We start from the raw sequence: 13,211 nt of genomic DNA on the forward strand, positions 1-13,211 counted from the left end.
GAAAATTCCCTGATGGCTGACATCGCTTCAGCCGCCGACGAGGCGTCGATCGAGGCCGTGCGCGTCTCAGCGCTTGGCAAAAAGGGCTCGGTCTCCGAAATGCTGAAGACGCTTGGCGCGATGAGCGCCGAGGAACGGCAGGTAAAGGGCCCGGCCATCAATGGCCTGAAGAACCGCGTCACCGACGCGCTCGCCTTGCGCAAGGCGGAACTGAAGGACGTGGCGATCGCCGCCCGGCTTGCCGCCGAAAAGGTCGACGTGACGCTGCCTGTGCGGCAGTCGCCGGCCGAGCGCGGCCGCATCCATCCGATCAGCCAGGTCATCGACGAGATCGCCGCAATCTTCGGCGATCTCGGCTTCTCGATAGCCGAAGGTCCCGATATCGAGACCGACTACTATAATTTCACCGCGCTGAATTTCCCGGAGGGCCATCCGGCGCGTGAGATGCACGACACCTTCTTCTTCCAGCCGGACGAGAAAGGCGAACGCAAGCTGTTGCGCACCCACACCTCGCCCGTGCAGATCCGCACCATGGAGAAGCAGAAGCCGCCGATCCGCATCGTCATTCCGGGCAAGACATACCGCCAGGATTCCGACGCCACCCATTCGCCGATGTTCCATCAGGTCGAGGGGCTGGTGATCGACAAGTCGGCCAACGTCGCCAATATGAAGTGGGTGCTGGAAGAGTTCTGCAAGGCCTTCTTCGAAGTGCCGCAGGTCAAGATGCGCTTCCGGCCGTCCTTCTTCCCGTTCACCGAGCCGAGCCTCGAGGTCGACATCCAGTGCGACCGCTCCAGGCCAGGCGAAGTACGCTTCGGCGAAGGCTCCGACTGGATGGAGATTCTCGGTTGCGGCATGGTGCATCCGAACGTGCTGAGGGCCGGCGGGCTCGATCCCGACGAATACCAGGGCTTTGCCTGGGGCATGGGCATCGACCGCATCGCCATGCTGAAATACGGCATGCCGGACCTGCGTGCCTTCTTCGACGCGGATGTGCGCTGGCTGTCGCATTACGGCTTCCGGCCGCTGGACATGCCGACGCTGTTCGGAGGCTTGAGCGCGTGACACCCCTGAAGACTCCTGCTGCCAGCCATTACGGAACAGCCCAATGAAATTCACCCTCTCCTGGCTCAAGGATCACCTTGAAACCGATGCCACGCTGACCGAGATCGTCGAGCGGCTGACCTCGATCGGCCTCGAGGTCGAGCATGTCGACGACAAGGCAGGGCTGAAGCCCTTCGTCATCGCCAAGGTGCTGACGGCGGTGCAGCATCCCGACGCCGACCGGCTGCGGGTGCTGACCGTCGATACCGGTGACGGCAAGCCGCCGGTGCAGGTCGTCTGTGGCGCGCCTAACGCTCGGGCCGGCCTGATCGGCGCCTTCGCGGCGCCCGGCACCTATGTGCCCGGCATCGACGTCACTTTGGCGGTCGGCAAGATCAGGGGCGTCGAAAGCCACGGCATGATGTGTTCCGAGCGCGAGCTGGAGCTGTCCGACGAACACAATGGCATTATCGACCTGCCCGAGGATGCGCCGGTCGGCACCAGCTTTGCGTCCTATGCCCATCTCGACGATCCTGTCATCGAGATCAATCTGACGCCGAACCGGCCCGATGCCACCAGCGTCTACGGCATCGCCCGGGATTTGGCGGCGAGCGGCCTCGGCCGCCTCGTCGGCGGCGCGATCATGCCGCATGTCGGCAGCGGCATGTGCCCCGTGAAGGTGACGATCGAGGCGCCGGAGCTTTGCCCGGGCTTCGCGCTCAGGCTGGTCAAGGGCGTCAAGAACGGGCCGTCGCCGAAGTGGCTGCAGCAGCGCCTGATCGCCATCGGGCTGAGGCCGATCAGTGCGCTGGTCGACATCACCAACTATGTCACCTTCGATCGCGGCCGGCCGCTGCACGTCTTCGACGCCGCCAAGGTCGCCGGCAATCTGGTCGTGCGTCGCGCCAAGGATGGCGAAAAGGTGCAGGCGCTCGATGGGCGCGAATACACGCTGACGCCGGAAATGTGCGTGATCGCCGACGATAATGGCGTCGAATCCATTGCCGGCATCATGGGCGGAGAGCATTCCGGCTGCGACGAGAACACGACGGACGTGCTGATCGAATCCGCTCTCTGGGACCCGATCACCACGGCCCGCACCGGCCGGACGCTCGGCATCATCACCGATGCACGCTATCGCTTCGAGCGTGGCGTCGACCCTGAATTCATGGTGCCGGGCGTCGAACTGGCGACCAAGCTGGTGATCGACTTCTGCGGCGGCACGCCCACGGAGATCGAGGTGGCCGGCTATGCCAGGCATCAGCCAAAAATCGTTCCCCTTCCGCTGTCGGAAGTGAAGCGGCTGACCGGCATCGAGGTGCCTAAGGCGGAGAGCCTCGACATCCTGTCGCGTCTCGGCTTCCACGTGCAGGGATCGGGCGACGTCGTCGACGTGACCGTGCCTTCCTGGCGTCCCGATGTCGACGGCAAGGCCGATCTGGTCGAGGAGGTGATGCGTATCCATGGCGTCGACAACATCGCGCCGCAGCCGCTCGGCGCGCATGACGTGGTCAACGGCAAGATCCTGACGACGCTGCAGATCCGCACCCGTGCCGCCAAGCGTTCGCTTGCCGTGCGCGGCATGATGGAGGCCGTTACCTGGTCGTTCATTCCGGCCAGGCACGCCGAACTGTTCGGCGGCGGCCAGACGGCGCTGAAACTCGCCAACCCGATCGCCGCCGACATGTCCGACATGCGGCCCTCGCTGCTGCCGGGGCTGATTTCGGCCGCGCAGCGCAATGCGGACAAGGGCATTGGCGACGTGGCGCTGTTCGAGGTCTCGGGCACCTATGAGGGCGATCGCGCCGACCAGCAGCGGCGCGTCGCCGCCGGCGTGCGCCGCGGTACGGCCAAGCTCGACGGCTCCGGCCGCAACTGGGCCGGCAATTCCGGTCCGGTCGGGGTGTTCGACGCCAAGGCCGATGCGATCGCCGCACTGGAAGCCTGCGGCGCGCCTGTCGACCGGCTGCAGATCGAGGCGGGCGGACCGGCCTGGTACCATCCCGGCCGTTCCGGCACGATCAAGCTCGGTCCGAAGACCGTGCTCGGCACGTTCGGTGAGTTCCATCCGAAGACGCTGGAAGGGCTCGATGTCTCCGGGCCGCTGTGCGGCTTCGAAGTGTTCGTCGACGCCGTGCCCGAGCCGAAGGCCAAGCCGACGAAAACCAAGCCCAGGCTGGAGCTCTCCGCCTTCCAGGCGGTGAAGCGCGACTTTGCTTTCGTCGTCGACAAGGCGGTCGAGGCCGGCACGCTTGTTCGCGCCGCACTGGCCGCCGACAAGAAGCTAATCACTGGCGTCTCGGTCTTCGATATCTTCGAGGGTGCGTCGCTCGGCGCCGACAAAAAATCGATAGCCATCGAAGTGTCGATCCAGCCGGTCGAGAAGACACTGACCGACGAGGATTTCGAGGCGCTGGCCAAGCGCATCGTCGAGAATGTCGGCAAGCAAACGGGTGGCGTGCTGCGGGGATAAAGGATTGCGGGTAGATGGCGAATCGACCTCCAAAGGGCGATGAACCATCTGCGTCATTCCGGGCTCCCGTTTGAGAAACAACGAAGAGCGTTTCTCGGCATCGTCGCGGCCGACCCGCTGCTCGCCGAAACGCTGGCACGGGTGCGCGCGTTTGCCTTGCCGGATTGGCTGGTGGTTTCCGGCGCGCTCTACAACAGCGTCTGGAACCACCTGACCGGCAAGCCGGCGGGCTACGGCATCAGGGATGTCGATCTCTTCTATTTCGACGACTCCGACCTGTCCTATGAGGCAGAGGACGCGGTGATCCGCCGGGCGGCGCGGCATTTCGAGGGACTGCCGCTGCCGGTCGAAGTGCGCAACCAGGCCCGCGTGCATCTGTGGTATCCGCAGAAGTTCGGACAGCCCTGCCCGCGTTATACGAGTGCCAGTGAGTCCGTCAGCTATTTCGCCTCGAAGACACATGCGGTCGGGGTACGCTACGACGCCGATGGGCAATTGGAGCTGGTGGCGCCGTTCGGGCTCGACGATCTCTTCTCGTTTCGCATCACGCCTAACCGGGTGATGGACAACCAGCGGACGCATGAAGTGAAGGGCGCGCGGGCGCAGGAAAACTGGCCGGAGATTACGGTGATGGCCTGGTAGGGAGAGAGGTTGGCGCGAGGCTCCCCTCTCTGTCCTGCCGGACATCTCCCCCTCAGGGGGAGATCGGCAGCTTCGGCGCTCTGCCCCTTCTCCAACGCCGACGATTGGCGAAAGCTGAAACTACATCCAATCTCCCCCTTTAAGGGGGAGATGTCCGGCAGGACAGAGAGGGGGCCTCGCACCGACCTTCGAAAAAGGGACGCCGAAGCGCCCCTTTTGCTCACCCATTCACCAGCGCCAGCAACTCCTCGGTGTAGCGCTTGCCAACCACCTTGTCCGGCGACAGCGCGTCGCCGATTGCCGCCACCTCGGCCACACTCAACTCGATCGCGGCCGCCGCCGTGTTCTGCTCTAGATGGCGGATTTTTCGGGCGCCGGGGATCGGGACGATGAAATCGCCCTGGTGCAGCACCCAGGCCAGCGCCAATTGCGCCGAGGTGACGCCTTTGTCGGCCGCCATCTTTTCCAGCGTGGCGATCACCTCGGCATTGGCGGCCATGGCATCGGCCTGGAAGCGCGGCAGGACACGGCGCCAGTCATCGTCGCTCAAGGTCTCCGGCTTGGCGATAGTGCCGGTCAGCAGGCCGCGGCCGAGCGGGCTGTAGGGCACGAAGCCAATGCCCAACTCGCGGCAGACAGCGAAGACATCGTCTTCAGGGTCGCGGCTCCACAGCGAATATTCGCTCTGCACGGCCGCGATCGGGTGCACGGCGTGTGCCCGGCGGATGGTCGCGGCGCTCGCCTCCGACAGGCCCAGCGCCCGCACCTTGCCCTCACGCACCAACTCGGCCATGGCGCCGACCGTGTCCTCGATCGGAACGTTCGGGTCGACACGGTGCTGGTAGTAGAGGTCGATGACATCGGTGCCGAGCCGCTTCAGCGACGCTTCGGCAACAGCCTTGACGTGCTCGGGGCGGCTGTCGACACCGGCCATGCGATTCATGCCGGTGCCTTCCTCCAGGATCTTGAAGCCGAATTTGGTCGCGATCGTCACCTTGCGGCGAACCGATTTCAGTGCCTTCCCCAGCAGGATCTCGTTCTCGAAGGGGCCGTAGACCTCCGCCGTGTCGAAGAAGGTGACGCCGATCTCGACGGCGCGGTGCAAGGTGGCGATCGCCTCGGCTTCCGGCTGGCCGCCATAGGCAAAGCTCATGCCCATGCAACCAAGGCCGACCGGGAAGACTTCGAGTTCAGTACCGAGTTTGCGGGTTTTCATCACGCGTCTCCTTGTTGTGATGCGGCAGAAGTAATGCCTTGCGGTCCGTTCGATAATCGGCTCTTCTTAGTACGGGTCGTTCCAAGAAATAGATCAATGAACCGAGCGCATCTCTCACAGCTTGCTGTGCTGGCAACCGTTGCCCAATGCGGCAGTTTTCGCGGTGCGGCCAGGGAATTGGCGATCGCGCCTTCGGCGGTGAGCCACGCGGTCTCCAGCCTGGAAGCACGGCTTGGCGTGCGCCTTTTGGCGCGCAGCACGCGCAGTGTCGCCCCGACAGAGGAAGGCGCGCAATTGCTGGAGCGATTGCGGCCGGCGCTGTCCGAGATCGACCTGGCGCTGGAAACAGCGGTCGAGGCGCGCGACCGACCAGCCGGCAATCTGCGGCTGACCGTGCCGCGCACGGCTGCGCATCTGACGCTGACGCCGCGGCTCGGCGCCTTTGCCGCCGCCTATCCCGAGATCGTGCTGGAGATCGTCATCGAGGACCGCTTCACCGACGTGGTCGAAGGCGGTTTCGACGCCGGCGTGCGGCTCGGCGAAAGCCTGCAGCGCGACATGATCGCGGTGCGCATCGGCCCGGATCTTCGCGGTGCCGTCGTCGGCGCGCCGTCCTATTTCGCGACGATGCCGAAACCTCGCCATCCGCGCGAGCTGGCGGACCATCGCTGCATCCGCTTCCGTTTCTCCAGCGGCGTCCTCTACCGCTGGGAATTCGAGAAGGACGGCGAGGAGATCGAAATTGCCGCGCAAGGACCCCTGATCCTCGACGAGGATCATCTGATCGCCCAGGCGGCGGTCGACGGCGCCGGGCTCGCCTTCGTCTTCGAGGACTATGTCCGCGCGCCGCTCGCCGACGGCCGGCTGATCCGCGTGCTGGAGGACTGGTGCCCGCCCTTTGAGGGATTCTTCGTCTATTACCCCAGCCGCCGCCAGATGCGGCCGGCGCTGAGGGCTTTCGTCGATTTCTCCAGGGTGAGCGGGTAGGCAACTCTCCCGCTTGGCGGCAAGGGGAAGAAACCCAGCCTGGCATTCGTTCGCCTCCCATGCAGAACATCACCAACACCACGACCCGCTATGGCTGGGCAACCATCGTCCTCCACTGGCTGATCGGCATCATCTTCATCGGCCAGTTCATACTCGGCTTCGTCATGGTCAGGACCCAGAGCCAGCGTACCGCCTTCGAATTGATCCAGCTGCATAAATCCCTGGGCTTTCTGCTGCTTGGGCTCATCATCCTGCGTATCGTCTGGCGGCTCGGCAACGCTGGGCCGCTGTTGCCGCCTTCAGTCGGCGCCCTGGAGCGCCGCTCGGCGCCGCTGGCGCATCTGGCGCTGTATGTCTTCCAGCTCGCCCTGCCTCTGTCCGGCTGGGCGCTGGTTTCGGTCTCGACGCTGGAAATCCCCAGCATGCCGTTCAACCTGTTCGTCATGCCGAACCTGCCGCTGCCCGAATCCGACGCCGCCGAAAATTTTTGGGCGTCGGCGCACTGGTATCTCGCCTATGCCGGCATCGGGATGGTTGCGCTGCATGTCTGCGCTGCCCTGCGCCACCATTTCCTGCTGCGCGACAGCGTGCTGACACGCATGATCACGCCTTCGTCAGCCGGGGAATAGAACGGGCCCTGATCTCGTTTGTGCGGTGAGGACGCGAGAGAGCGTTGCCTCCGAACAAGGAACAATCCAATGCGTGCGCGAATCCTCGGATTGGCGGCTGCGGCCGCCTGTCTTGCCATGCCCGTCTATGCGGCAGTGGTACTCGGCGATGCCGCCGGCAGCTATACGATCAGCCAGGCTGGTTCCGCGATCCGCTTCACCATCGGCAAGACCGGCGGCGGCGGCTTCGACGGCGCCTTTGCCCGCTTCAAGGGCACGATCCGCATCGAAAACGGCGATGTCGGGCGCTCGAAAGTCGACCTCACCATCTATCCGGAAAGTGTGGGCACCGGCCAGGGCCGCATCGATGCCTTCCTGCGCTCCGATGCGGTGTTCGATGCGGCCAACAGTCCCGAAATCCAGTTCCGCTCGACAAGCGTGAGCCGCACCGGTGACACGACGGCGCTCGTCACCGGCCGGCTGACGGCGCGCGGCAAGACGTTTCCGGAAAAATTCACCGCCGATCTCGACGGGTTGAAGGGCGGGACGATCAAATTCCATGTCACCGGCAAGGTGCTGCGCTCGCGCTATGGCATGGATGTCGGCACGCCGCTCTATTCCAACGTCGTCGATTTCGACATGACGCTGGTAGGGAAAAAGGGATAGGCGCGGCCTGGTTCCTCGCCCCCGCTTCGTGGGGCGGGAACAGAGCACCCGCATTGGCTTTTCCGGCGATTTCAGGCAAACCTCCTTGCCTGTAACCGACATGGAGAAGCGCGATGTTCCGATGGGGTGTGTTGTCGACGGCCAAGATCGGCCGCGAGCAATTGTTGCCGGCAATCGTCGAGGCGGAGAACGGCGTGCTGTCGGCGATCGCCAGCCGCCACCTGTCGAAGGCCAAGGCGTTGGGCGACCGCTTCGGCGCGCGCCACGCCTTCGGCTCCTATGAGGAGTTGCTCGCTTCCGACCAGGTCGACGGCGTCTATATCCCCTTGCCGACCTCGCAGCATGTCGAATGGACGGCCAAGGCCATCGAGGCCGGCAAGCATGTGCTGGTCGAAAAACCGCTGGCGCTCGACGCCAAGGACATCGCGCCCCTGATCAAGCTGCGCGATGCCAAAAAGGTGCTGGTCTGCGAAGCCTTCATGGTCATCTACCATCCGCAATGGATCAAGGTGCGTGATCTCATCGCCAGCGGCGCCATCGGCCGGCTGCGTCATGTGCAGGGCGCCTTCTCCTACTACAATGTCGATCCCAACAACATGCGCAACAAGCTCGATCTCGGCGGCGGCGCGCTGCCCGACATCGGCGTCTACCCGACCGTGTCGACGCGCTTCTCCACCGGCAAGGAGCCGCTGCGCGTACAGGCGACGATCGAGCGCGACAAGACATTCGGCACCGACATCTATTCCTCGATCCGCGCCGATTTCGGCGATTTCGAACTGTCCTTCTACCTGTCGACCCAGATGGCGGCACGCCAGGTGATGGTGTTCCACGGCGAGAAGGGTTTCATCGAAGTGTTCTCGCCCTTCAACGCCGGGCTGTACGACCATCACCGCGTCGAACTGCACAACCAGAACCACACCGAGGCGCAGGTGTTTCGCTTTCCCGGCACGCAGCAATACAGGCTCGAGGTCGAGACCTTCGCGCGGGCGGCGCAGGGCGGCAAGGAGCGGGTCTTCACGCTGGAAGAATCCGTGCTCAACCAGAAAGTCATCGACGCCATCTTCCGCGCCGGCGACACGGGCGGCTGGGAGACCGTCTGAGCCATTGTTTGACGCAATTCCCTAGGGAAAGCGCTACGCGCTTTTCCCGGGAAAACCGCCTCACACTTTTCCTGGAATTGCTGCCGGTTAACTGGAGGAAAAATGGCTGACGACGCGGATGTGATCATTGTCGGCGCCGGCCTTGCCGGGCTGGTCGCCGCCGCCGAGCTTGCCGAGGCCGGCAAGAAAATCATCATCGTCGACCAGGAGCCGGAGCAATCGCTGGGCGGCCAGGCGTTCTGGTCGTTCGGCGGGCTTTTCCTCGTCGATTCCCCGGAGCAGCGGCGCATGCGCATCCGCGACTCCCATGATCTGGCGCTCGAGGACTGGATGGGCACGGCCGCCTTCGACCGGCCGGAGGATTTCTGGCCGCGCAAATGGGCGGAGGCCTATGTCGGCTTTGCCGCCGGCGAGAAGCGCTCGTGGCTGATCGAGCGCGGGCTGAAGTTCTTTCCTGTCGTCGGCTGGGCCGAGCGCGGCGGTGGCAATGCCATCGGCCATGGCAATTCCGTGCCGCGCTTCCACATCACCTGGGGTACCGGTCCCGGCGTGATCGAGCCTTTCGTGCTGCGTGTGCGAGAAGCGCAGAGGCGCGGGCTGCTAAGCTTCAAATTCCGCCACCGGGTCAACGAGCTGACGCGGACGGGTGCGGCCGTGACCGGCGTGTGGGGCGACATCCTGCAGCCGAGCAGCGTCGAGCGCGGCCGGAAAAGCTCGCGCGAGATAGCCGGCGATTTCGAGTTGCACGCGCAAGCGGTGATCGTCGCCTCCGGCGGCATTGGCGGCAATCATCAGCTGGTGCGGGAAAACTGGCCCAAGCGGCTGAGCAACGCGCCGACGCGCATGATCACCGGCGTGCCCGACCATGTCGACGGCCGCATGCTGGCCATCACCGAAAAAGCCGGCGGCTCGATCATCAACCGCGATCGCATGTGGCACTATGTCGAGGGCATCAAGAACTGGGCCCCGATCTGGACCGATCATGCCATCCGCATCCTGCCCGGACCGTCCTCGCTGTGGCTCGATGCCCGGGGAAAACGCCTGCCGGTGCCGCTTTATCCCGGTTTCGACACGCTGGGCACGCTCAGCCACATCATGAGCACCGGCTTCGATTATTCCTGGTTCATCCTGACCCGGAAAATCATCCAGAAGGAATTCGCGCTGTCAGGCTCGGAACAGAACCCCGATCTAACGGGAAAAAGCTGGCGCCAGGTGCTCGGCCGCGCAACGTCCGGCATCCCCGGTCCCGTCAAGGCGTTCATGGAAAAGGGCGAGGATTTCATCGTCGAGGCCGATCTTTCGAAGCTGGTGGCGCGCATGAACGCGCTGGCCGGCGGCGAACCGCTGCTCGATGTGGCAGGGGTCGAGCGCGAGATCCGCGCCCGCGACATGCAGCTCGACAATCCGTTCTCCAAGGACATGCAGATCACCGCGTTGCGCGGCGCGCGCGCCTATCTCGGCGACCGGCTGATCCGCACGGCAAAGCCGCACAAGATGCTCGACCCGGCGAACGGACCGCTGATCGCGGTGCGCCTCAACATCCTGACCCGCAAGACGCTGGGCGGCCTGCAGACCGATCTCGACAGCCGCGTGCTGGGTCCCGACGGCCAGCCGGTACAAGGCCTTTATGCCGTCGGTGAAGCCGCCGGCTTCGGCGGCGGCGGCGTGCACGGCTACGCGGCGCTCGAAGGCACGTTCCTTGGTGGCTGCATCTTCTCGGGCCGCAGCGCCGGACGGGCGGCGGCACGTTCGGTGGGGTGAGATGGCGGCGTCTTGCAGGCGCTTGGCCAAGCCGATGCCATCGACCGTGCAACCAACGATCCGCAGTTTAGGGAAGATTTGGCGCGCCCGAAGAGATTCGAACTCCTGACCCCCAGATTCGTAGTCTGGTGCTCTATCCAGCTGAGCTACGGGCGCGCATCAGGCCATGTTTTCAACGGCCCCGCGATCCGATCCGAAAGACCGGCCGCGAATGTGTGCAGTTCCCTAACGACTGAATTTGCGAAAAGCAAGCCGATCCGGCAAAAGTTTTGTCGCAGGCGCTTTCCCCTGTGCAGATCAAGGTGTGCTGGGATTGAGCTCAGGCCGAGTCGAAAATGGCGGCTTCCGAGAACCGGAGCGGAGCGTACTTTTGGTACGTGAGCACCGGAAGCGCAGGAAACCACCATTTGCAGGCTGGCCTCAGCTCATTAGCAACACACCTTAAGCCGGGCGGCGCAGGCTGCCACGGGCCTGATCGAGGCGCACCGGCTGGTCGGGGATGGTGACAGCGAATGTCGTGCGCCCGCCAATCGACTCGACCAATTCCACCGTGCCGCCATGCGCGCGGATCAGTTCATGCGCGATGGCCAGGCCAAGGCCGGTGCCGCCGCTGCGCGCGGAGCCGCGGAAGGCCGCGAACAGGTTTTCGCGCGCCTTCGGCGGCAGGCCGGGGCCGGTGTCGGTGACGGCGATGCGGCTGACACTGCCCATGCGCTCGGCCGAGACCGCCAGCCGCCGCACGACGGCGCTTTCGGTGTCGGCCGCCATCGCCTGCACCGCGTTGCGGCAAAGGTTGGTGAGCACCCGGAACAGCTGGTCGGAATCGGCGTCCACCTCGAAAGCCGTCTCGACGGCGTTGATGAACTCGATGCCCTCCTCGATCGCCAGCAGGCCGTGCACGTCCTCGACAAGCTGGCGCAGCCGCACCCTGCGGCGCGAGGGCGGCGGCTCCTGCGTGCGGCCGTAGTGAAGCACGCCCTCCGAATAGGCGACGGCGCGGTCGAGGGCGCGCACCAGTTTTGGCGCGAAGGCCTGCACGGTCGGATCCTTGACCTGGCGCAGGCGGTCCGACATCAGCTGGGCCGAGGCCAGGATGTTGCGCATGTCGTGATTGATCTTCGATACGGCGAGGCCGAGGTCGGCCAGATGCTTCTGCTCGGCCAGCATCTTTTGCAGCCGCTCCTGCATCTGCGACAGTTCGCGCTCGGCCACGCCGATCTCGTCGGCGCGGTCGGCGGGGTGAATGATCCGCCCGGGATCGTCAGGGGCCTGGGAAAAGGACAGCATCGAACGCGTCATGGCGCGGATCGGGCCGATCATGATCAGGTCGATCGCGGCATAGACCAGCATGGCCGTGAACAGCGAGATCAGGAGCGAGACGAAGGCGACGTTGCGCGAATAGATGAGCATGGCCTTGCGCAGGGAGTAGTCCGGCATGATCAGCTCGAACTCCTTGTCGCTGTCGCCGACTGGTCCGAAAACCCGCAGCATCCTGTCGCCGCCGAAAAACAGCGTGTCCAGCGCGCCGGTCATGCCCTTGACCATGCCGATGCTGGCGAGATCGATGTGTTCGTCGACCTGCGGCGGCATGTCGGCCACCACCAGAAGCCGCGAGACGCCGCCGTCGCGCACCGCGATCGCCTTGGCGCCGATGGCCATCAGCACGTCGTTCTGGGCCGTGCGCGACAGCGAAGTCGGCTCGCCCTGCACCAGCACGATCGACACGGCGGCGGCCGTGCTCAGCCTCTCCTTGAGCCAGCTCAGCCTATAGCTGGCGATCCAGGGCAGGAAGATCAGCACTTCGGCCAGCAGCACGAAAACGATGGTGAGCAGCAGCAGCTTCGTCGACAAACCGCGCGACAGGGGTACCGTACGGACAGCGGCTGACGCCGTTCCGGTCCCTTCCCCTGCTTGGCTGGCTTCGCTCATGCGACTCGATCTTCACAATCACTTGATCAGCCAAGATTAGGCGATTACGGCTTTTTTGCCAATTTCTCCCTTGGTCGGAAAAATAGATGCTCCAGAAGAGGTGCGTCTTTAGCGCGCCGACGCCGGATTGACTTCCAAAACCCTTCTTTCTATAAGCCCGCTCACGCTCGGGCCATTCGTCCCGGCGCGGTTTCGATCGCGCCAAAGCCGGCCCGGCAAAGCTCCTGTTACAGAGTGACAGAATCAAGAAGGGCCGCACCCCGCGGTATTAAAACAAATGAAGCGTACCTACCAACCGTCCAAACTCGTCCGCAAACGCCGGCACGGCTTCCGTGCCCGCATGGCCACCAAGGGTGGTCGTGGCGTCGTCGCAGCTCGCCGCAACCGCGGCCGCAAGCGGCTCAGCGCCTAAGCGAGACGAGATCGTTGCCCGCAACCGGCAAGCCAGTGGGGCAAAATCCCAAGCGGCTTCTGAAACGCGCGGAATTCCTGGCCGTCCGTCGTGGTGAAAAGCGACGCGGACGGTTTTTCCTCGTCGAGGTCCTCGACCGCGGCGACGGCGGGGTACCGCGCGTGGGCTACACCGTCACCAAGAAGGTCGGCAACGCTGTTGTGCGCAACCGCGTCAGGCGGCGGCTGAAAGAGGCCGTCCGCGTCCATGCCGCAGATGACATGGTGCCCGGCAATGATTATGTCATCGTCGGGCGCGATGATGCGCTGCGCGCCCCTTCGGCCAGTTGAAGGCCGAACTCTCCCGCCGGATTCGCGGAACACGATAGGCCAAG

At 64.5% G+C, this 13,211-nt stretch carries 11 protein-coding genes, 1 tRNA gene and 1 pseudogene; 10 read left to right on the plus strand and 3 right to left on the minus strand.

The window, feature by feature from the left end; translation table 11 throughout:
• The first annotated feature begins 12 nt into the window (after positions 1–12).
• The 3 genes from pheS to EJ077_RS28395 are packed head-to-tail and all read left to right on the plus strand — an operon-like array spanning position 13 to position 4,159.
• Positions 13–1,065 (plus strand): phenylalanine--tRNA ligase subunit alpha, encoded by a 1,053-nt coding sequence (pheS, locus tag EJ077_RS28385; protein ID WP_245458811.1) that lies wholly within the window; start codon positions 13–15, stop codon positions 1,063–1,065.
• Positions 1,066–1,108: 43 nt separating this feature from the next.
• On the plus strand, positions 1,109–3,517 hold the full coding sequence (gene pheT, locus EJ077_RS28390) for a phenylalanine--tRNA ligase subunit beta (RefSeq protein WP_208698050.1): 2,409 nt from the start codon (positions 1,109–1,111) through the stop codon (positions 3,515–3,517).
• A gap of 39 nt (positions 3,518–3,556) precedes the next feature.
• Positions 3,557–4,159, plus strand: a complete 603-nt coding sequence (locus tag EJ077_RS28395; RefSeq protein WP_208698052.1) for a nucleotidyltransferase family protein — start codon at positions 3,557–3,559, stop codon at positions 4,157–4,159.
• Between the two features lie 220 nt (positions 4,160–4,379).
• Here EJ077_RS28395 and EJ077_RS28400 read toward each other — a convergent pair whose 3' ends face one another.
• Positions 4,380–5,375 (minus strand): aldo/keto reductase, encoded by a 996-nt coding sequence (locus EJ077_RS28400; protein WP_208698054.1) that lies wholly within the window; start codon positions 5,373–5,375, stop codon positions 4,380–4,382.
• A gap of 96 nt (positions 5,376–5,471) precedes the next feature.
• On the opposite strand from EJ077_RS28400, the gene EJ077_RS28405 reads away from it, so the two are divergent.
• The 5 genes from EJ077_RS28405 to EJ077_RS28425 all read left to right on the plus strand — a co-directional run bounded on the left by EJ077_RS28405 (position 5,472) and on the right by EJ077_RS28425 (position 10,497).
• The gene (locus EJ077_RS28405; RefSeq protein ID WP_208698056.1) at positions 5,472–6,362 is read left to right on the plus strand and encodes a LysR family transcriptional regulator; all 891 of its coding nucleotides are present in this window, start codon (positions 5,472–5,474) and stop codon (positions 6,360–6,362) included.
• Between the two features lie 59 nt (positions 6,363–6,421).
• Positions 6,422–6,991: a cytochrome b gene (locus EJ077_RS28410; RefSeq protein ID WP_208698058.1), complete on the plus strand. Its 570-nt coding sequence runs from the start codon at positions 6,422–6,424 to the stop codon at positions 6,989–6,991.
• A 69-nt stretch (positions 6,992–7,060) separates the two neighbouring features.
• Positions 7,061–7,636, plus strand: a complete 576-nt coding sequence (locus tag EJ077_RS28415) for a YceI family protein (RefSeq protein ID WP_208698060.1) — start codon at positions 7,061–7,063, stop codon at positions 7,634–7,636.
• A 113-nt stretch (positions 7,637–7,749) separates the two neighbouring features.
• Complete coding sequence (locus EJ077_RS28420) at positions 7,750–8,736, plus strand: Gfo/Idh/MocA family protein (RefSeq protein WP_208698062.1); 987 nt, start codon at positions 7,750–7,752, stop codon at positions 8,734–8,736.
• 102 nt (positions 8,737–8,838) lie between these two features.
• Positions 8,839–10,497: an FAD-binding dehydrogenase gene (locus EJ077_RS28425; protein ID WP_208698064.1), complete on the plus strand. Its 1,659-nt coding sequence runs from the start codon at positions 8,839–8,841 to the stop codon at positions 10,495–10,497.
• Between the two features lie 79 nt (positions 10,498–10,576).
• Here the strand turns inward: EJ077_RS28425 and EJ077_RS28430 are convergent.
• Both EJ077_RS28430 and EJ077_RS28435 read right to left on the minus strand, forming a co-directional pair.
• A tRNA-Arg gene (locus EJ077_RS28430) sits at positions 10,577–10,653 on the minus strand.
• A gap of 285 nt (positions 10,654–10,938) precedes the next feature.
• Positions 10,939–12,426 carry a sensor histidine kinase gene (locus tag EJ077_RS28435; RefSeq protein ID WP_208698066.1) on the minus strand — a complete coding sequence of 496 codons (1,488 nt, stop codon included), beginning with the start codon at positions 12,424–12,426 and terminating at the stop codon, positions 10,939–10,941.
• A gap of 277 nt (positions 12,427–12,703) precedes the next feature.
• Here EJ077_RS28435 and rpmH point away from each other — a divergent pair, with 277 nt between their 5' ends.
• Together rpmH and rnpA are read left to right on the plus strand one after the other, a co-directional pair.
• A complete protein-coding gene (gene rpmH, locus EJ077_RS28440; protein ID WP_008833937.1) occupies positions 12,704–12,838 on the plus strand; it encodes a 50S ribosomal protein L34 in 135 nt (44 codons plus the stop codon).
• Between the two features lie 14 nt (positions 12,839–12,852).
• A pseudogene (gene rnpA / locus EJ077_RS28445) lies at positions 12,853–13,205 on the plus strand (ribonuclease P protein component).
• The last annotated feature ends 6 nt before the right edge of the window (positions 13,206–13,211 follow it).

This window comes from Mesorhizobium sp. M8A.F.Ca.ET.057.01.1.1 (genome assembly GCF_003952565.1).
GTDB lineage: Bacteria > Pseudomonadota > Alphaproteobacteria > Rhizobiales > Rhizobiaceae > Mesorhizobium.